This is a genomic window from Mesorhizobium sp. B2-3-5 (assembly GCF_006442395.1).
Classification (GTDB): Bacteria; Pseudomonadota; Alphaproteobacteria; order Rhizobiales; family Rhizobiaceae; genus Mesorhizobium.
In genome coordinates, this window is the sequence record NZ_VFVX01000018.1 from 100,360 (window position 1) to 117,775 (window position 17,416).

General features: G+C 63.4%; 18 protein-coding genes. 8 read left to right on the forward strand and 10 right to left on the reverse strand.

The annotated features are described in order from the left end of the window. Positions 1-47: 47 nt before the first annotated feature. On the reverse strand, positions 48-1,262 hold the full coding sequence (locus tag FJ958_RS20320; RefSeq protein WP_140744963.1) for an MFS transporter: 1,215 nt from the start codon (positions 1,260-1,262) through the stop codon (positions 48-50). Positions 1,263-1,444: 182 nt separating this feature from the next. Here FJ958_RS20320 and FJ958_RS20325 point away from each other — a divergent pair, with 182 nt between their 5' ends. Next, positions 1,445-2,431 carry an AraC family transcriptional regulator gene (locus tag FJ958_RS20325; RefSeq protein WP_140744964.1) on the forward strand — a complete coding sequence of 329 codons (987 nt, stop codon included), beginning with the start codon at positions 1,445-1,447 and terminating at the stop codon, positions 2,429-2,431. A 36-nt stretch (positions 2,432-2,467) separates the two neighbouring features. Here the strand turns inward: FJ958_RS20325 and FJ958_RS20330 are convergent, their stop codons facing one another. From FJ958_RS20330 to FJ958_RS20360, 7 genes are all read right to left on the reverse strand, one after another. Further along, on the reverse strand, positions 2,468-3,571 hold the full coding sequence (locus FJ958_RS20330) for an ABC transporter ATP-binding protein (RefSeq protein WP_140744965.1): 1,104 nt from the start codon (positions 3,569-3,571) through the stop codon (positions 2,468-2,470). After that, the gene (locus tag FJ958_RS20335) at positions 3,571-4,674 is read right to left on the reverse strand and encodes an ABC transporter ATP-binding protein (RefSeq protein ID WP_140744966.1); all 1,104 of its coding nucleotides are present in this window, start codon (positions 4,672-4,674) and stop codon (positions 3,571-3,573) included. The genes FJ958_RS20330 and FJ958_RS20335 overlap by 1 nt, the downstream gene beginning before the upstream one ends. Further along, positions 4,674-4,892 (reverse strand): hypothetical protein, encoded by a 219-nt coding sequence (locus FJ958_RS20340; protein WP_140744967.1) that lies wholly within the window; start codon positions 4,890-4,892, stop codon positions 4,674-4,676. The genes FJ958_RS20335 and FJ958_RS20340 overlap by 1 nt, the downstream gene beginning before the upstream one ends. After that, complete coding sequence (locus tag FJ958_RS20345; protein ID WP_140609328.1) at positions 4,889-5,845, reverse strand: carbohydrate ABC transporter permease; 957 nt, start codon at positions 5,843-5,845, stop codon at positions 4,889-4,891. Before FJ958_RS20345 ends, FJ958_RS20340 begins: the two co-directional genes overlap by 4 nt. 3 nt (positions 5,846-5,848) lie before the next feature. Further along, a complete protein-coding gene (locus FJ958_RS20350) occupies positions 5,849-6,754 on the reverse strand; it encodes a sugar ABC transporter permease (protein ID WP_140744968.1) in 906 nt (301 codons plus the stop codon). A gap of 64 nt (positions 6,755-6,818) precedes the next feature. Continuing rightward, positions 6,819-8,135, reverse strand: coding sequence for an extracellular solute-binding protein (locus FJ958_RS20355; RefSeq protein ID WP_140744969.1), 1,317 nt, complete (start codon positions 8,133-8,135; stop codon positions 6,819-6,821). Between the two features lie 359 nt (positions 8,136-8,494). After that, positions 8,495-9,178, reverse strand: coding sequence for a TetR/AcrR family transcriptional regulator (locus tag FJ958_RS20360; RefSeq protein WP_140744970.1), 684 nt, complete (start codon positions 9,176-9,178; stop codon positions 8,495-8,497). Positions 9,179-9,304: 126 nt separating this feature from the next. Between FJ958_RS20360 and FJ958_RS20365 the strand changes: the two genes are divergently transcribed. The 3 genes from FJ958_RS20365 to FJ958_RS20375 are packed head-to-tail and all read left to right on the forward strand — an operon-like array spanning position 9,305 to position 11,795. Beyond that, complete coding sequence (locus FJ958_RS20365; protein WP_140744971.1) at positions 9,305-10,501, forward strand: Tm-1-like ATP-binding domain-containing protein; 1,197 nt, start codon at positions 9,305-9,307, stop codon at positions 10,499-10,501. Positions 10,502-10,507: 6 nt separating this feature from the next. Next, positions 10,508-11,371 carry a phosphoenolpyruvate hydrolase family protein gene (locus FJ958_RS20370; RefSeq protein ID WP_140744972.1) on the forward strand — a complete coding sequence of 288 codons (864 nt, stop codon included), beginning with the start codon at positions 10,508-10,510 and terminating at the stop codon, positions 11,369-11,371. A 4-nt stretch (positions 11,372-11,375) separates the two neighbouring features. After that, positions 11,376-11,795: a cupin domain-containing protein gene (locus FJ958_RS20375; RefSeq protein ID WP_140744973.1), complete on the forward strand. Its 420-nt coding sequence runs from the start codon at positions 11,376-11,378 to the stop codon at positions 11,793-11,795. Positions 11,796-11,980: 185 nt separating this feature from the next. Here the strand turns inward: FJ958_RS20375 and FJ958_RS20380 are convergent, their stop codons facing one another. Then, positions 11,981-13,171, reverse strand: a complete 1,191-nt coding sequence (locus tag FJ958_RS20380) for a Xaa-Pro peptidase family protein (protein WP_140744974.1) — start codon at positions 13,169-13,171, stop codon at positions 11,981-11,983. Positions 13,172-13,328: 157 nt separating this feature from the next. Then, positions 13,329-13,514, reverse strand: a complete 186-nt coding sequence (locus tag FJ958_RS20385) for a hypothetical protein (RefSeq protein WP_140744975.1) — start codon at positions 13,512-13,514, stop codon at positions 13,329-13,331. Positions 13,515-13,543: 29 nt separating this feature from the next. Between FJ958_RS20385 and FJ958_RS20390 the strand changes: the two genes are divergently transcribed. From FJ958_RS20390 to FJ958_RS20405, 4 genes are all read left to right on the forward strand, one after another. After that, positions 13,544-15,154: an ABC transporter substrate-binding protein gene (locus tag FJ958_RS20390; protein ID WP_140744976.1), complete on the forward strand. Its 1,611-nt coding sequence runs from the start codon at positions 13,544-13,546 to the stop codon at positions 15,152-15,154. Positions 15,155-15,292: 138 nt separating this feature from the next. Next, positions 15,293-16,279 (forward strand): ABC transporter permease, encoded by a 987-nt coding sequence (locus FJ958_RS20395; RefSeq protein WP_140744977.1) that lies wholly within the window; start codon positions 15,293-15,295, stop codon positions 16,277-16,279. Then, positions 16,276-17,106, forward strand: coding sequence for an ABC transporter permease (locus FJ958_RS20400; RefSeq protein WP_140744978.1), 831 nt, complete (start codon positions 16,276-16,278; stop codon positions 17,104-17,106). The genes FJ958_RS20395 and FJ958_RS20400 overlap by 4 nt, the downstream gene beginning before the upstream one ends. After that, positions 17,103-17,416, forward strand: a 314-nt coding sequence (locus tag FJ958_RS20405; RefSeq protein ID WP_140744979.1) for an ATP-binding cassette domain-containing protein, incomplete at its 3' end; no start/stop codon positions are given. The genes FJ958_RS20400 and FJ958_RS20405, both read left to right, overlap by 4 nt.

Sequence of the window (17,416 nt, forward strand, 5' to 3'; positions counted from 1 at the left end):
ACAGTGACGGTTCTCGGGCCGCTGCCAGGAATGGCTGTTGGCGGGCACTATTCGGCCTGCTTCGGGCCGCGCAGGAACACGAGGACCGCCGCCAGCAGTGTTGCGATGCCGCAATAGGCGAAGGCGCTGGCGACGCCGGCATGGTCGACCAGCAGGCCGCCGAAGACGGCGCCCATCGCAATCGCCACCTGGAAGGTCGCCACCATCAGGCCGCCGGCGCTTTCAGCCTGATCGGGCGCGGCCCGCACCAGCCAGCTCTGCAGCCCGACCGGGACAGCGCCGAAGGCAAAGCCCCAAGCAGCGACGGCGGCGGCGGCGATCGTCGGCGAAGCGCCGAAGATCAGCATCGAAGCGGCCGCCAGGGCAATCAGCAAGGGCGCCAGCGCCACGGCGGTCTTGAGGCTGCGTTCGGCCAGGATGCCGCCGGCGATATTGCCGAAGAAACCGCCAACGCCATAAGCCAGCAGCACCAGCGAGATCGTCTCGATGTCGAGCACCGGCACCTTTTCAAGGAAAGGGCGGACATAGGTGAAGCCGGCAAAGTGCCCAGACGCGACCAGCAGCACGACCAGCAGGGCCACCCGGATCGACGGCCGCTCCAGCACCTCGAGCAAGGTGCGGAAGCTCGCGACGCCCACCGGCGGCAGCTTCGGAATGGTGGCCAGTTGCACCAGCAGCGCCAGCGCACCGACGACGGTCGCGATCATGAACGCCGTGCGCCATCCCCAGATGTCGCCGACATAGGCGCCGACCGGGGCGGCGGTGACGGTGGCAAGCGAAACGCCGGTCAGGATGATCGACATGGCGCGTGGCATCAGCCGCATCGGCACCAGCCGCAACGCCATTGCCGCCGACATCGCCCAGAAGCCGCCGAGCGCAACGCCGAGCACCACGCGGGCGAGCAGAAGCATGGGCAGCGACGAAGCGAAGGTGGCCAGAAGGTTGGACAGGATCAAGAACGCCGTCAGCATCCACATCACCAGCCTGCGATCCATGCGCCTTGTGACGATGGCCATGGTGGGCGCGGCGATGGCGCCGACGATGGCGGTTGCCGTCACGGCCTGGCCGGCGATACCTTCGCTCACCCCGAGATCGCGTGCCATCGGCGTCAGCAGGCTGGCGGGCAGGAATTCGGCGGTGACGAGGCCGAAAACGCCAAGCGCGAGCGAAACCACGGCACCCCACGCCGGCTCGGTTCGTTCATCGGATTCTGCGGGATTGAGAAGTGCGGCGTCGATGACGCCTGTCGCGGGTTCGGCCATGCTCGGTCTCCGATCTGTTAGCAGCGCCACATAGGAAACGGCCGGCTGGGGCTCCACCCGTTACATGCCTTGCCGTCAGGGCTTGGCTAGGGGCCGGTCTTCCATTTGTTTGCGGCGCAATATCAAGCTGCACTGCAACATAAGGAGTGACCGGTTGGAGTTTCCATGCTAGAAACACCATTATGTTTGACCGTTCGTCCAAAATTCCGGTCACCGGCGACCCGCTGACAGACATATTGCGCGGCCTTCGCCTCGATGGTGTCGAGTATGGCCGCTGCGAAATGAAGGAGCCGTGGGGTATCCAGTTCCCGGCTCGGCCCGGGGCGCGGTTTCATTTCATCGGCCGCAAGGGCTGCTGGCTGAAGCAGCCCTCCGGCGAGTGGGTGCGGCTCAATGCCGGCGATGCAGTGCTTTTGCCGCGCGGTGAGGCCCATGTGCTCGCCAGCGAACCCGGTGCGCAGACCTGGCCGATCCACGGCTACGAGCTCGAGGAAGTCTGCAAGGACGTCTACTGCACGTCGAACGCGGAGATGTGCGACAAGAATTGCCAGCCGGGAACACTGTTGTTCTGCGCCAGCATGTATTTCAACCTCGACGGCTTGCATCCCCTGCTCGGCATGATGCCGGACGTGATGCGAACGCACGAACTGGAAGCCTATGAGCCGGGCATTCCGCATCTCCTCGAATCGATGGCGCGCGAAGTCACGATGGAACGCGTGGGCTCCGGCGGCATTCTGGCGCGGCTGGCCGACGTGCTTGCCGCGACAGTCATCCGCTCATGGGTCGAGCGTGGCTGCGGCGACTCCTCTGGCTGGATCGCGGCGGTCCGGGACCGCGATATCGGCCGCGTGCTGGCCGCCATTCATCTCGAGCCGGACCATGACTGGACAGTCGAGGCGCTGGCCAGGATGATGGGCGCCTCGCGCTCGGGCTTTGCCGAGCGTTTCGCCACCATCGTCGGCGAGACGCCGGCAAAATACGTCACCCAGGTCCGAATGCATCAGGCGAGGCAGTGGCTGGTCCGCGACCGCATGAAAATATCGGTCGTTGCCGCCCGTCTCGGCTATGAATCGGACGCCGCCTTCAGCCGTGCCTTCAAGCGCGTCATCGGCTCGGCGCCCAGCCATTTCCGTGCCGAGGAACAGGCAGAGATCCGTCAGGCCAATTGACCTTTCCTGTCCCGCGCCCCTCGAACGAAGCAACATCTATGAGGCATGCCGCAGGCTGACGCCGCTGCCCTTGTCGAACAGCACCACCTTGTCCGGGTTCCAGGCAAAACGCACCGGCTGCTCGATGGCGACATCGGTCCTGGCCGGAACGGTGGCGCGCAGCATCGCCTCTCCGACGCGCAGCGTCAGGATCTTCTCCACGCCGTGGTTCTCGACGTCGTGGACACGCGCCTCGACCGGCGCACCGCCCTCCAGATAGACGTCCTCGGGACGGATGCCGAAGACGAGCGGGCGACCATCTGTCGCCGCACTCGCCTTGTTTCCCGGAAAAGCCTTGGCTCCCCCCGAAAAGGGCAGTTCGAAATTCAACGGTGCCATCACCGCGCGGCCATTCACCAGCCTGCCGTCGATGAGGTTCATCGGCGGCGAGCCGACGAAGCTCGCCACATAGGTGTCGCGCGGATTGTTGTAGATCTCGTGCGGCGTGCCGGTCTGCACGATCCGGCCATGGTTCAGGACGCCGACCTTGTCGCCCATCGACATCGCTTCGATCTGATCGTGGGTGACGAACAGGAATGTGGCGCCGAGCTGCATCTGCAGGTTTTTCAGCTCGGTGCGCAGCGCCTCGCGCAGCTTGGCGTCGAGCGCCGACAGCGGCTCGTCCATCAGGAACACGCGCGGCTTGCGCACGATGGCGCGGCCGATCGAGACGCGCTGCATCTCGCCGCCGGACAGACGGTCGGTCTTGCGGTCGAGCAGGTGCTCAATCCGCAGCGTGCGCGCCGCACGTTCGACACGATCCTTGATCTCGGCGTCGGGCAGCCGGCGGATCTTCGGCTTCAGCGGAAATTCGAGGTTCTCCCGTACCGTGTAGCGCGGATAAAGCGAATATTGCTGCAGCACCAGCGCCACGTCGCGCTCGGCCGCGCCCCAGCCCGCGACGTCGACGCCGTCGATGAACACCTGCCCCTCGCTGGGTTTTTCCAGGCCGGCGATCAGCCGCAGCGTCGTCGTCTTGCCGGCGCCCGTCTCGCCGAGCAGGACGAAGAACTCGCCATCGGCGATGTCGAGATCGAGCCCGGTGAGCGCCGTGTGGTTGCCGAAACTCTTGGAGATGTTCTTGAGCTGGATATGGGCCATCAGAGCCTCACCTCAAGCGACTTGCCGCTTGCCTTGTCGAAGAAATGCGCCTGCGTCGGATCGATCCGGGCGAACACCTTCTCGCCTGGCCCGGTCACGAAGCCGCTCTTGGTGCGGGCTCGCAGCATCTTTGAACCGACTTTGAGATCGACGATGTCGAAGGAGCCGAGCGGTTCGACGATCTGCGTCTCGACGGCCATGAAGCCGTCGGCCGCGTCACGGCGGATGAGCACGCCTTCCGGCCGGATGCCAAGTGCCAACTGCCCACCGGCATGGCCGTTGAGCTTCGACAGCAACGCGCTGGGAAATTCGAAACCGGTGGTCGCGTCGCCGACGATCACCGATGCGAAAGAGGCTTTCTCGGCCACCGCCGCGTCGGCGACATTCATCACCGGGCTGCCGACGAATTGCGCCACGAACAGATTGGCGGGATGTGAATAGACCTCGTCTGGAGTGCCGACCTGCTGGATGAAACCCTCATGCATGATGACGATGCGATCGGCCAGGCTCATCGCTTCGATCTGGTCATGGGTGACGTAGATCGTGGTCGAACCCTGCTTGACGTGCAGCCGCTTGATCTCGGCCCGCATCTCCTCGCGCAGCTTGGCGTCGAGCGCGCCGATCGGCTCATCCATCAGCATCGCCTTCGGCCGCCGCACCAGGGCCCGGCCGATGGCCACGCGCTGCATGTCGCCTCCGGAGAGCGCCGATGGCTTCTTGCCGAGCAGGTCGGTGATGCGCAGGACCCGGGCGACCTCGCGAACCGACTTGTCCACCTCGCCGCTGCCCATGCGCGTTGCACGTAGCGGAAAGGCGATGTTTTCGAAGACCGTCATATGCGGGTAGAGCGAAAACGATTGGAACACCATGGCGATGTCGCGGTCGGCTGCCCTGAGGTGCTGCACTGCCTTGCCGTCGATCAGGATGTCGCCCTGGTCGATCGTCTCGAGCCCCGCTATGGCGCGCAGCGTCGTTGTCTTGCCGCAGCCCGACTGGCCGAGCAGCACGATGAACTCGTTGTCGGCGATGGCGAGGTTCAAATTGTGGATGACCTGAACGGCGCCGAAGAATTTCTCGATGCCGCGAAGTTCGATCTGCGTCACTACCGGGCTCCCTCATGCGCCGTGGCGCCGGTTTTCTCGCTGCGGGCCGGTGCAATCTTCGACGTGATGTTGAAGCCGATCAGCCCGATCAGGATGATCGTCACACCGTAGGAATGCAGGCCGAGACTCCATGGCTGGCAGAGCGCGACGATGCCCAGCACCATGAGTATCTGCGAGGCCGGCAGCAGGTACTTCTCGTTGACGGCGCGAAAACTCATTTGCGGATCGCTCCGAAGGTCACGCCGCGAAGCAGGTGGTTGCGCAGCAGGAAGGTGAAGATCGCGACAGGCAGCAGGAACAGGAAGGTTCCCGCCGCGATCGTGGTCCAGTCCGGCAAGCCGGAACCGATCTGGCTGGGGATGAAAGGCGGCGCCGTTTGCGCGCGCCGGTTGGTCATGATCAGCGCGAAGGCATACTCGTTCCAAGCGGTGATGAAGCAGAACACGGCGGTGGCGGCGATACCGGTCGCGGCTTCCGGCAGCACGATCTTGAAGAAGGCCTGCATGCGCGTGTAGCCGTCGACGAGCGCCGCCTCCTCATACTCCTTCGGGATCTCGTCCATGAAGCCCTTCATCAGCCAGACCGAGAAGGACAGGTTGAAAGCGACGTAGAGGATGATCAGGCCGATATGCGAGTCGTTGAGGCCAACGACCCGGTACATCAGGAACATCGGGATCGCCACGACCACCGGCGGCAGCATGCGTGTCGACAGGATGAAGAAGAGCAGATCCGCCTCGCCCGCGATCTTGAAGCGCGAGAAGCCGTAGGCGGTGAAGGTTCCCATGCCGACGGCAAGCACCGTGCTGATGACCGCCACGATAAGGCTGTTCATGAACCGGTCGGGGTACTGCGAAAGCTGCACATCCTTGCCGACCTTCAGCACCCGCTCGCCGCCGTCGTAGATGCGCTTTTCCCACCAAGGCGCGGCCTCGTAGACTTGGGGGTCGACGGCCTTCTGCATCTGTACCCGCTTGGTGAACAGACGGATGAATGGCGTGACCTCCGGCTGGAAAAGAACGGTGGGCGGCACCGTGATCGCCAGTTCCTTCGGCTTGAAGGCCGTGGAGGCGATCCAGTAGATCGGCGCGAGGAAGATCAGCGTCGCGATCAGCACCGAGACGACGGCGATGCGGTTGAGCGCGATCTCGCTGGTGGTACGCACGGCGGCCATCGGCTAGCGTTCCTTCACCTTGTTGAGGTACTTCACGTAGAGATTGGTGATGGCCAGCACCATGATCAGCACGATATAGGCCAGCGCGCAGGACTTGCCGGTGTCCCACTGCTGGAAGGCTTGCTTGTAGAGCCGAATTGCGATGAGCTCGGCGGTCGGTTGGGTTGTCATCGTGTAGGCGATGTCGAAGGTCTTGAAGGCTTCCATCGTGCGGAAGATCAGCGCGATCAGCAGGATCGGCGAGACCAGCGGCAAGGTGATGCGGGTGAAGGTGTACCACCAACCTGCGCGGTCGATCGCGGCGGCCTCGTAGAGATGCTGCGGCACGGCCGAGAGGCCAGCAAGCGAGAGCAGCATGACGAAGGGCGACCACATCCAGATGTCGGTGATCGCGACGGCGTAAAGAGCGCTGTCGGGATTGGAAAGCCAGGCGAAGTCGCCCAGGCCGAAGACGTAGTTGATAGGCCCCCAGGATGGGCTGTACAGCAACTGCCAGAACAGGCCGACGACCGCCGCCGACATCATCATCGGCAAAAGCAGCAGTGTGGTGATCAAGCCTTTCATCGGAAAGCTGCGATTAAGCAGCAGGGCCAGGCCGAAGCCCACGATCATCTGGCCGGTCACGGAAACGATGACGTACTTCGCCGTAGTGACGAAGTTCGACCAGATGTGGTCGTCGCTGAGCAACTCGCGGTAGTTCTGCAGGCCGACGAACTGCCACGGCTCGCTCCGATTCGCCGCGAAGTTCGTGAAGGAGTAGCCCAGCGAATAGATCAGCGGGAAGATGTTGAAAACGATTAGGAAAGCCAGCGTCGGGATGATGAACGTATTGCGGATGGTCAGATCCGACCAGCCCCGCGCGGCGGCCCTGGAAGCAGGATCAAGATGGGTGAGGGCTACCGAAGCCAATGATCGTCTCCCTGAAACAGCAATGCCGGAGGGGAACCCTCCTCCGGCATTCCGACTTTGATGCTTACTTGTAGCGGTTGTACTTGGTGAACGTCGCCTTCCAGTCGGCGGCGGTCTTGTCGAGCGCCTCCTGAGCGGTGCCCTTCCCACCGACCACGAACGGATAGATGTTCTGGTTCAACTGATCGAGCACTTCGGCGTACTCAGGCGTCGCCCAGAAGTCCTTGACCATGAACATCGTGTCGTAGAACGCCTTGTTGTAGGGCGTGGCCTTCTGAAAGGCTTCCGACTTCAGCACGGCCTGGCTGCAGGTGTAGCCGCCGAGCTCGGCCCACTTCTTCTGGGTGTCGTCCTTAATGAACCACTCCAGGAACTTCATCGCCTCGTCCTTGTTCTTCGAATACGAGACGACCGAAACTCCCTGACCGCCCAGAGCGGCAAAGCGCTTTCCGTCCGGGCCGCCCGGGTTGGCGAAGAAGCCCGTAACGTCGGCGTAGGGGTTGGTGGCCTTGTTCACCAGTGGCGGGAAGAAGGCGAAGAAGTTCATGCTCATCGCGGCGAGACCGCCGGTGATTGCCTGGTTGTCCTCCACGAAGAAGGTTTTTCCCCAGCCGGGAGGCGTGAACTTGTAGAGGTCCTTGTACATTTCGAGGCCGGCGGCGGCCTGTTTCGAATTGGTGATGCCGTCGACCTTGTAACTTGCATAGTCGCCGAGATCGCCGCCGTAGCTGAAGATGGCGCTTTCAACGCCCATCGCCATCGCGTCATAGGAATTGTCGGTGTAGATGGCGACACCGTACCGCTTCTGGTCCGGACGGTGGAAGAACTCGGCGATGTCGCGCAACTGCGCATAGGTTTTCGGCACATCGAGGTCGTAACCGTACTTCGCCTTGAAGGCTGCCTTCTCCTTTGGGTCCTCGAACCAGTCCTTGCGATAGGACCAGCCGATCGCATCCCCTTCCAGCGGGATCGCCCAGTATTTGCCGGAACCGCCAGGGTATTCGGCGTAATACTTGATGGTCGCGGGCGCCATCACGTCGGTGAGCTTGTGCTGGTTGAAGAAGTCGGTCAGGTCGACATAGTGGCCCTGCGTCGAACCGGCGCCCAGCCATTGCGAGTCACCGACGACCAGATCGTAAGCGTCGCCATGCGCGTTGAACTCGGTGAAAGCCTTGGTTTGGAAATCGGGCCACGGCGTGGTCTGCACCGTGACCTTCACACCGGTCTCGGCCGTATAGTCGTTGACGAGTTCCTGCAGATAGTTCGCAGGATCCCATTCCGCCCAGAAAATGGTGAGTTCCTTGTCCTGCGCGTGGACGGACGTTCCGTAGGCAAGCGTCAGGCCGATACCAGCAAGAACGCTGGTCACTAACTTGCGCATAATGATTTCCTCCCTTGTGCGCATTCTACCCTGTCATGCGAACCGACGACGGAGCCGGCCCTGGTAGTTCCTCCCTTGATCGCACCTTTCCGGTTCCGGGCCTCCTCGCCCTGCCGGAAAATGGATCGAAGCTCTCACTTTTGATCCACTTTTCTTTTCTGATCTGGTATTACCAATTTTGCACCGTCGTCAAGCCCTTTCTTGGGAGCCAGATCGGATCATCGCTGTCGAATTACAGCTTTATCTGCCTGTTTTCTCATGATTTTCCTACTCAATGATACGCAGGGGCCTTGTTTGAAGCCCGGCACTGCAATTAAGATCAATAGTTGGCATGCAAATCTGGTCGAACCAGATATAGTCTATTTCACCACTACCGCCGCGTTGGCGCCATCCCCGCCGTCTATCGATTCCGCCACCGCCGCGCGCACCAGCGCACCCGCCGCCCATTGCGCCACGAACCTCGTCCCGCGGCTGTCCAGCCCCCAGATATCCTTGAGCACGATCAGCACCTCGACGCCGAAGATCAGCGACAGCGCCTGCGCCAGCCGGTTGAAGTCGCGCGGCGGCAACCGGCCCTTGAGCGGGGCGATCGCTTCCTTCAGCAGGTCGACGCGATGGCCGCGCGTGAAGGCCGGTTCGCCGCCAAGTGTCCCTGCCTGGCGCCTCGCCCACTGATCGAGCGACAGTTTCAGCGCCGCCTTGAACGTTGCTTCGAAGGCCTCGATGCGTGGCATGGCGTTGTCGAACAGGTCGGCGACCCGGCGCTCGGCATCGTCGGAGGTCGATTGCCAGGTCAGGATTGGGCCCAACCCCTCGTCGACGACGGCCTGCACGAGTGCCGCCTGGCTCGGGAAATAGCGATAGGCGGTGGCGCGGGATACCTCAGCCGCCTCGGCAACTTCGCTGACCGACGGCGTGACACCCGCCTGCATAAGCCTCGTCGCCGTCTCCAGCATCAGCCGTTTGGTGCGCGCCCGGGGTCCACGCTCGGCCCTCTCGCCTGCGTCATCGTCCGTCGTTGCTTGTTGACGTGAGATACCCATATCATTATGATACGCGCGTCTCAAAAATTTGCAACGACCTCGCTTTGTCACGGCGCCGTAAAACGCCAAGGGTCTTCATCCACTGAACGGTGCCGCCGCCGGGCCAACCAACACAGAGGGTCGCCCATGAAACGCATCTATGTCGTGGGCACCGCTGACACCAAGGGCGAGGAGCTCGCCTTCCTGGCCGACACGATCGCGGCCAGCGGCGTTGCCGTTTCCCGGGTCGATGTCGGAACGCGCGACGCGACCATATCGGTAGACATCACCGCCAAGGAAATTGCCGGCCATCATCCCGCCGGCACCGAAGCCGTGCTCGGCGGCAATGATCGAGGTACCGCGGTGGCAGCCATGGGCGTTGCCTTCGCCCGCTTCATCCAGTCACGAAGCGACATATCAGCCGTGATCGGCATTGGCGGTGGCGGTGGCACCTCGATCATCACCTCGGGCATGCGCGCGCTGCCGCTCGGCCTGCCCAAGATCATGGTCTCGACGCTCGCCTCCGGCGACACAGCCCCTTACGTCGATGTTTCCGACATCATCATGATGCCATCGGTGACAGACATGGCCGGGCTGAACCGGCTGTCCCGCACCGTGCTGTACAATGCGGCCCAGGCGATCGCAGGCATGGCGGCCAGGCCGGCGCCTCCACCCGACGGCAAGCCGTCGATCGGGCTGACCATGTTCGGTGTCACCACGCCCTGCGTGACTGCCATCGCCGAGCAGTTGCGCGCCACTTACGACTGCATGGTCTTCCACGCTACAGGCACCGGCGGCCGCTCGATGGAGAAGCTGGCCGACAGCGGCCTGCTGGAAGGCGTCATCGACATCACCACGACCGAGGTCTGCGATTTGCTGTTCGGCGGCGTATTGCCAGCAACGGAGGACCGCTTCGGCGCCATTGTCCGCACGAAGCTGCCCTATGTCGGCTCGGTCGGCGCGCTCGACATGGTCAATTTCTGGGCGCCGGCGACAATTCCTGAGCGCTATCGCGCGCGGCTGTTCTACGAGCACAATCCTAACGTCACGCTGATGCGAACTACCGTCGAGGAATGCCGCCAGATTGGCGAATGGATCGGCGGCCGCTTGGCGCGTTGCGAAGGTCCGATCCGCTTCCTGATTCCGGAAAAAGGCGTCTCGGCGCTCGACATCGAAGGCGGCGCCTTCTTCGACCCGAAGGCCGATGCGGCGCTTTTCGAGGCCATAGAGCGCACCATCATGCCGAACGGAACGCGCACGGTGACGCGCCTGCCGCTGCACATCAACGACCCCAAATTCGCCAAAGCCGCGGTCGCGGCTTTTCTCGACATCGCCAAGAAGTGAGACCCGATGGCCGCCATCCCGCGCAAGAATATCCTGGAGAAATTCCGCAAGATGATCGCCGAGAGCGTGCCGATCGTCGGCGGCGGCGCCGGCACCGGCCTGTCGGCCAAGGCGGAGGAGGCCGGCGGCATCGACCTGATCATCATCTACAATTCCGGCCGCTACCGCATGGCTGGACGCGGCTCGGCCGCCGGGCTGCTCGCCTATGGCAATGCCAACGAGATCGTCAAGGAAATGGCCTACGAGGTGCTGCCGGTGGTCAAGCGCACGCCGGTGCTGGCCGGCGTCAACGGCACCGATCCGTTCGTCATCATGCCGCTGCTGTTGGCCGAGCTGAAGACAATGGGCTTTTCCGGCGTACAGAATTTTCCGACCATCGGCCTGTTCGACGGCACCATGCGGCAGAGCTTCGAGGAGACCGGCATGGGCTTCGGGCTCGAGGTCGACATGATCGCCGAGGCGCACAAGCTCGATCTGCTCACCACACCCTATGTCTTCAATCCCGACGAGGCGCGCGCCATGACCAAGGCCGGCGCCGATATCGTCGTCGCCCATATGGGCGTCACCACGGGTGGCTCGATCGGCGCCACCTCGGCCAAGTCGCTCGATGACTGCGTCGTTGCGATCGACGCCATCGCCGAGGCCGCACGCGCGGTGCGCAAGGACGTCATCCTGCTTTGCCATGGCGGCCCGATCTCGATGCCGGAGGATGCCCGCTACATCCTCTCCCGTGCCAAGGGCCTGCACGGCTTCTATGGCGCCAGTTCGATGGAGCGGCTGCCGGCGGAAGCCGCGATCGCCCGGCAGACCGCCGATTTCAAGGCGGTGACGCTCGGAAGCGAAAAGACCGCGAAGAAAAAGAAGGGATGAGACTATGACCGACAGGAGCAGGGTGTTTGTCTACCCGAAGGATGTCAGCGCCTTCGGTTTCGACTGGGGAAAACTGTCGCTGACGGTGGCGCCGGAGGTGAACGGCGCGACACGCTTTTCCGGCGGCGTCGTCGACTTGCCCTCGGGCAAGGGCCATACCCGCCACAACCATCCGGGTGCCGAGGAAATCATCTTCGTCATTTCGGGCCATGGCGAACAGATGGTCGAGGACGAGCAAGGCAATCCGGTGGTCGAGAAGGTCGGGCCTGGCTGCACCATTTATGTGCCGGAGAGCCGGTTCCATTCGACGCTCAACACCAGCGACCAGCCGATGCAGCTGTTCGTCGTCTATTCACCGGCCGGGCCGGAGCTTGGGCTGAGGGAGCTACCGGATTTCAGGTTGATTCCGGCGGGCGGGAGGTGATGTTTGCCGCCATCTGAGTGTTTGACGCCCCCTCATCCGGCCGCTTCGCGGCCACCTTCTCCCCGCCGGGGAGAAGAGAAAAACGCCAGCGCCGGCTCCTCTCCCCCTCGGGGAGAGGTCGGATTGGCCCGAATTGCCCTTCGCAATTCGGCTGGCAATCCGGGTGAGGGCGCGCGCCGCCGGCGCTACGCCACCCCGCCCCTGTTCCAGCCCCTGCCCCGATCGCCGAACATCGCATAACCGGCATCCGTCACCGCCACCGTATCCTCCAGCTTGATGAAGCCGCGCGTCGGGTGAAGCATGGTGGTCTCCACAGACAGCACCATGTTTTTCTCCAGCGGCCTGGCCGCGTAAGTGCCTTCATAGGCGACCGGATGGTTGGTCATCAGGAACGGCGCCTCGTGGGTGATCAGCCCCATGCCGTGCGCGAAGAAATCCGTGTAGGGCGCGACCTTCGAAGCCTTCAGAACGCTCTGCGCGTGCGCGATCATGTCGCCGCCAAGCATGCCCGCCTTCACCTTCGAGAACGCAGCCTGCTGCACCATCTCGACCTCTGCCAGCAGATCTTCCAACTCGGCGTCCGGTTCGCCAAGAATGCCCATCCGGCAGAGGTCGCCGATATAGCCGTGATAATTGCCGCCGGAATCGATCGACAACACCTCTCCCTTCTTCCACGCCTGCGGGGAGGCGGCGCGGTTGTGGCTGGAGCCCAGCGTCAGCAGGCAATATTCGAAATGCGCACCGCGATTGGTCTCTTCCCGCCGAAGCTGCTCGATTATGTCGGCCTTGGTCGTGCCTTCGCGCGCCCAGGCGATGGTCGCCAGCATGGAATCGGTGATCAGTTCGGAGGCGGTACGAAGCTTCTCCAGTTCGGCATCGGTCTTGATGGCGCGCATGCGTTCCAGCATGTCGGTCGCATCGATGAGCTTGGCATCCGGCAGCGCCTTGCGGATCAGCATGTATGCGTCGGACGGCAGGAAGGCAGGCTCGATGCCGATGCGCGCACCCGCCTTGCCGATCTTCTGCAAATGCTCGACGGCAAGGTTCGCGGCATCGAGCGTGCCCCAGCAGGCGGCATGCAGTGCCGGTGTCCAGAACGGATGGTTCTGATGCTCGCCGCCTTCCATTTTATTCCCGATATAGGCCGCATGCTCCGGCCCGCCCTTCTCGTAGATGACAATAGGCAGGTAACGGCTGTGGCCAATCGCATCCATGGCGGCGAAGAAGATGAACTTGTAGCCGCCGAGCAGATACTGCGTGTTGTGCTTGGAGGTCGCGAGCAGCACATCGATGCCGGCCTCCTCCATCAGCCAATCGATCCTCGCCTGGTCGAACGGGACAGTGCTGACGGCATTCTTGCCCGGCGCAACGTTCATCTCTCTATCTCCCTGAATTGCCTGTGATCGGGGCGGCACCGCTCCCGATCACACGGCTCGCGGCCAAATCTGCACCATTTTGTCTTCTCTGGTCTATCCAGAATACGCGAATAGACCGGATTGAGGATAGATAAGTCGTCACCCGCCTTCTACACTGTCAATCTGGTACTACCAGATAGGCAAAATGGACCCGTTCTCCCAAACTGGTCCAGCGGACGAAAATTTCAAAGCCAAGCGAGGGTGCGCCAATTCCGTCTCTGGCGAAACCCTCGACAAGGCTCATAATCGCCGCCGCGAGGATACCGATGCGCTTGCCGGTATCCGAGGGGTTTTGTCGCGCCACGCGGGCCGCGCAGAGGAGGGAGTTAAATCATGTCGGACTTCACGGTTTCGAGACGCAAGATGCTTGCCGGCTCGGCGATGCTGCTGGCCTCCACGGCCATGCCGTCGCTCGGCTGGGCACGGACGCCGAAGAAGGGTGGCCGGCTGGTGCTCGCCGCCGATTCCGAGCCACGCAACCTCAACCCGGCGATCGTCGCCTCCAACGGCGTCTTCTTCATCTCCAGCAAGATCGTGGAAACGCTGGCCGAAGCCTCCTTCGACGGCAAGGATGGGCTTGCCCCCCGCCTGGCGGTGAGTTGGGAAGGTGCGGCCGACGGGCTGTCGGCGACCTTCAAGCTGCGCGAAGGCGTCAAATGGCACGACGGCAAGCCGTTCACCTCGGCCGACGTCGCCTTCTCGGCGCTGCAGATCTGGAAACCTCTGCAGAATCTCGGCCGCACCGTGTTCAAGGACCTTGCCGCCGTCGACACCCCGGACGATCTCACCGCCGTGTTCAAGTTCGCCAAGCCGACGCCGTTCCAGCTGATCCGCAATGCGCTACCCGCGCTAAGCAGCGTCGTGCCCAGGCACATCTATGAAGTCGGCAAGATCGAGGACAACCCGGCCAACACCGCGCCCATCGGCACCGGCCCATTCAAGTTCGGCGAGTATAAGGCCGGCCAGTATTACCGGCTGACAAAGAACACGGACTACTGGGGCAAGGACGAGCCCTATCTCGACGAGATCATCTATCAGGTGTTGCCCGACCGCACCTCGGCAGCAAGCGCGCTGGAGGCCGAGGAAATCCAGCTCGCCGCCTTCTCGGCGGTGCCGCTGGCGGACCTCGACCGTATTTCGAAGGTGCCGGGTCTGAAGGTCATCACCAAGGGCTATGAAGGTTTAACTTATCAGCTCGTGGTCGAGATCAACCATCGCCGCAAGGAACTGGCCGACCTCAAGGTGCGCCAGGCAATCGCGCATGCCATCGACAAGGACTTCGTCGTCAAGACGGTGTTCCTTGGGTATGCCGCCACCGCCACCGGGCCGGTGCCGAAGAACGATCCGCAATTCTACACCGCCGACGTGCCGACCTATCCATTCGATGTCGCCAAGGCCAATGCGCTGCTCGACGAAGCGGGCTACAAGAAGGGCGCCGACGGCAACCGCTTCACGCTGAAACTGTTGCCGGCGCCCTATTTCAATGAGACGAAACAGTTCGGCGACTATCTGCGTCAGGCGCTTGCCGCGGTCGGCATCGACGCGCAGCTGGTCAACAACGACTCCGCCGCGCACATCAAGGCCGTCTACACCGACCATGCCTTCGACCTCGCCGTCGGCCCGCCGGTGTTCCGGGGCGACCCGGCGATCTCGACCACCATCCTGGTGCAGAGCGGCATTCCGGATGGCGTGCCGTTCTCCAACCAGGGCGGCTACAAGAACGAGGCGCTCGACGCGCTGATCACCAAAGCGTCGGAGACGCTCGACACAGCAGCCCGCACCGATCTCTACAAACAGTTCCAGAAGGAGGTCGCAGCCGACCTGCCGCTGATCAACGTCGCCGAATGGAGCTTCATCAGCGTAGCGAGTGACAAGGTCGGCAACATCGCCAACAATCCACGCTGGGCGGTTTCGAACTGGGCGGACACATATTTGGAATCGTGACAGATTTGCGCGGATGAACGTTCGCAGCGAGATCATCGTAGACACCGAGCCCTACGATACCCCCCTCCGTCCGGCAGGACAGAGGGGGGTGCCTTGGCACAGTCCTGACCAGCGCATCGCCAACCCACCGCGGGCAGCATGACTCGCGCCCTCATCCTCCTGCGCCGTCGCCTCGTCGGCAGCGTCTTCGTGCTGTTGATCGTCGTCATCGGCACCTTCCTGCTGCTCGAAGCCGCACCCGGCGATGCGGTCGACGCGTACATCGTCTCCACCGGCGGCGATGCCGGCATGATCGAACTGCTGCGCCATCGCTGGGGTCTCGACCAATCCGAGCTGACGCGGCTCGCCAACTATCTCTGGGCGCAGCTGCATCTCGACCTCGGCGAGTCGGTCACGTTCTCAAGACCGATCCGCGACGTGATCCTCGAGCGGCTGCCCAACACGCTGCTGCTGATGGTCAGCGCCACCGCGCTTTCCTTCGGACTGGGTTCCGCCCTCGGCATCTATGCCGGCGCGCGGCCAGGCAGCTTTCGTGATCGCTTCCTGTCGATCAGCTCGCTGGCGCTCTATGCCGTGCCGGGTTTCTGGCTCGGCCTGGTGCTGATCGTGATCTTTGCCGTCGACCTGCGCTGGCTGCCGATCGGCGGCATCGAGACCCTGGCCTCGGACAGGACCGGCCTCGACCGCGCCGCCGACATCGCCATTCATTTGGTGCTGCCGGTCTCGGCACTCGGCTTCATCTACCTCGCGCTTTATCTGCGCATGATGCGCGCCGGCATGGCGGAAGCCTGGCGGCAGGATTTCGTGTTGGCCGCCCGTGCCAGGGGGCTTTCGCGCCGCCGCATCGTGCTTGCCCATGTCGCCCGCAACGCGCTGCTGCCGCTGGTCACCATGCTCGGCCTGCAATCGGCGCAGATGCTTGGCGGCAGCGTCGTCATCGAAAGCGTCTTTTCCGTGCCCGGCCTCGGCCGGCTGGCGCAGGAAGCCGTCGCCGCGCGCGACACGCCACTGCTGCTCGGCATCATCCTCACCAGCGCTGTCCTGGTCGTCGTCATCAACCTTCTCGTCGACATCGCCTACGCCTTCCTCGATCCGCGCGTCGGCGCCGGACAGGCCGGCGCATGAACCCGCTCCGCCGTTCCCTGCGCACGCCCGAGGCCGTCGCCGGCGCCATTCTTCTGGGCGCACTGGCCGCAATGGCGCTGTCGGCCTCGCTGCTGTTTCCCGGCGACCCGCAAGCCATCGCCGGCCCGGCGCTGCTGCCGCCTTTCCAGAGCTGGTCGCTGCCGCTCGGCACCGACCGTCTCGGCCGTGACGTGCTGGCCGAGCTCTTCCATGGCGCCCGCACATCGCTTGCCGTCGGGCTGGCGGCCGCGGCGGCGGCACTCGCCATCGGCGCCGTCGTCGGCACGCTGGCCGGCTTTGCCGGCGGCCTCCTCGACGAGGTGCTGATGCGCGTCACCGATGCCTTCCAGACCGTGCCCAGCTTTCTGCTGGCGCTGGCCTTCGTCAGCGTCGTCGGGCCTTCGCTCGGCATCGTCGTGATTGCCATCGCGCTCGGCACCTGGACCGGACCGGCGCGTGTCGCGCGGGCGGAAGTCCTTTCCATTCGCGAACGCGACTATGTCGCCAACGCGCGCGCCATTGGCATGCATCCGCTCGAAATCGCGTTTCGCGAGGTGCTGCCCAACGCCTTGCCACCGGTGCTGGCGATGTCGTCGGTGATCGTCGCCGCCGCGATCCTGACCGAAGCGGCCTTGTCCTTCCTTGGCCTCGGCGACCCCAACAGGGTCACTTGGGGCGGCATGATCGCGGAAGGCCGTACGGTGCTGCGCACCGCGCCCTTCCTGTCGATCGTTCCGGGTATCGCCTTGGTGCTGACCGTGCTTGGCGTCTATCTCGCCGGTGAAGGCATCGTCGAGACGACAGCGGTCAGGAGAGGCCTGTCGTGACCACGCTGGCTTCTATCCGCGATCTGACGGTGACCTATCGACGCGACGGGAGAGAAGTGCCCGCGCTGAGGAACATCAACCTCGATGTCGTGGCAGGCGAACGCCTTGCCATCATCGGCGAAAGCGGATCGGGCAAGAGCACGCTGGCACTGGCTGTTGCGGGATTGCTGCCGGCGAGCGTCAGGGCTCAAGGGCACATCGATTGGTTCTTGCCGTCAAACTTCGGTGCCAAGGCACCCCCCTCTGTCCTGCCGGACATCTCCCCCGCAAGGGGGGAGATCGGCAGCTTCTCCGACGGCTCACCTTTCGC

Bases quoted from the DNA above. Each gene is read 5' to 3' on its own strand.
- FJ958_RS20320 (WP_140744963.1), bottom strand. From the start codon at position 1,262: ATGGCCGAACCCGCGACAGGCGTCATCGACGCCGCACTTCTCAATCCC.
- FJ958_RS20325 (WP_140744964.1), top strand. From the start codon at position 1,445: ATGTTTGACCGTTCGTCCAAAATTCCGGTCACCGGCGACCCGCTGACA.
- FJ958_RS20330 (WP_140744965.1), bottom strand. From the start codon at position 3,571: ATGGCCCATATCCAGCTCAAGAACATCTCCAAGAGTTTCGGCAACCAC.
- FJ958_RS20340 (WP_140744967.1), bottom strand. From the start codon at position 4,892: ATGAGTTTTCGCGCCGTCAACGAGAAGTACCTGCTGCCGGCCTCGCAG.
- FJ958_RS20345 (WP_140609328.1), bottom strand. From the start codon at position 5,845: ATGGCCGCCGTGCGTACCACCAGCGAGATCGCGCTCAACCGCATCGCC.
- FJ958_RS20355 (WP_140744969.1), bottom strand. From the start codon at position 8,135: ATGCGCAAGTTAGTGACCAGCGTTCTTGCTGGTATCGGCCTGACGCTT.
- FJ958_RS20360 (WP_140744970.1), bottom strand. From the start codon at position 9,178: ATGGGTATCTCACGTCAACAAGCAACGACGGACGATGACGCAGGCGAG.
- FJ958_RS20365 (WP_140744971.1), top strand. From the start codon at position 9,305: ATGAAACGCATCTATGTCGTGGGCACCGCTGACACCAAGGGCGAGGAG.
- FJ958_RS20370 (WP_140744972.1), top strand. From the start codon at position 10,508: ATGGCCGCCATCCCGCGCAAGAATATCCTGGAGAAATTCCGCAAGATG.
- FJ958_RS20375 (WP_140744973.1), top strand. From the start codon at position 11,376: ATGACCGACAGGAGCAGGGTGTTTGTCTACCCGAAGGATGTCAGCGCC.
- FJ958_RS20380 (WP_140744974.1), bottom strand. From the start codon at position 13,171: ATGAACGTTGCGCCGGGCAAGAATGCCGTCAGCACTGTCCCGTTCGAC.
- FJ958_RS20390 (WP_140744976.1), top strand. From the start codon at position 13,544: ATGTCGGACTTCACGGTTTCGAGACGCAAGATGCTTGCCGGCTCGGCG.
- FJ958_RS20395 (WP_140744977.1), top strand. From the start codon at position 15,293: ATGACTCGCGCCCTCATCCTCCTGCGCCGTCGCCTCGTCGGCAGCGTC.
- FJ958_RS20400 (WP_140744978.1), top strand. From the start codon at position 16,276: ATGAACCCGCTCCGCCGTTCCCTGCGCACGCCCGAGGCCGTCGCCGGC.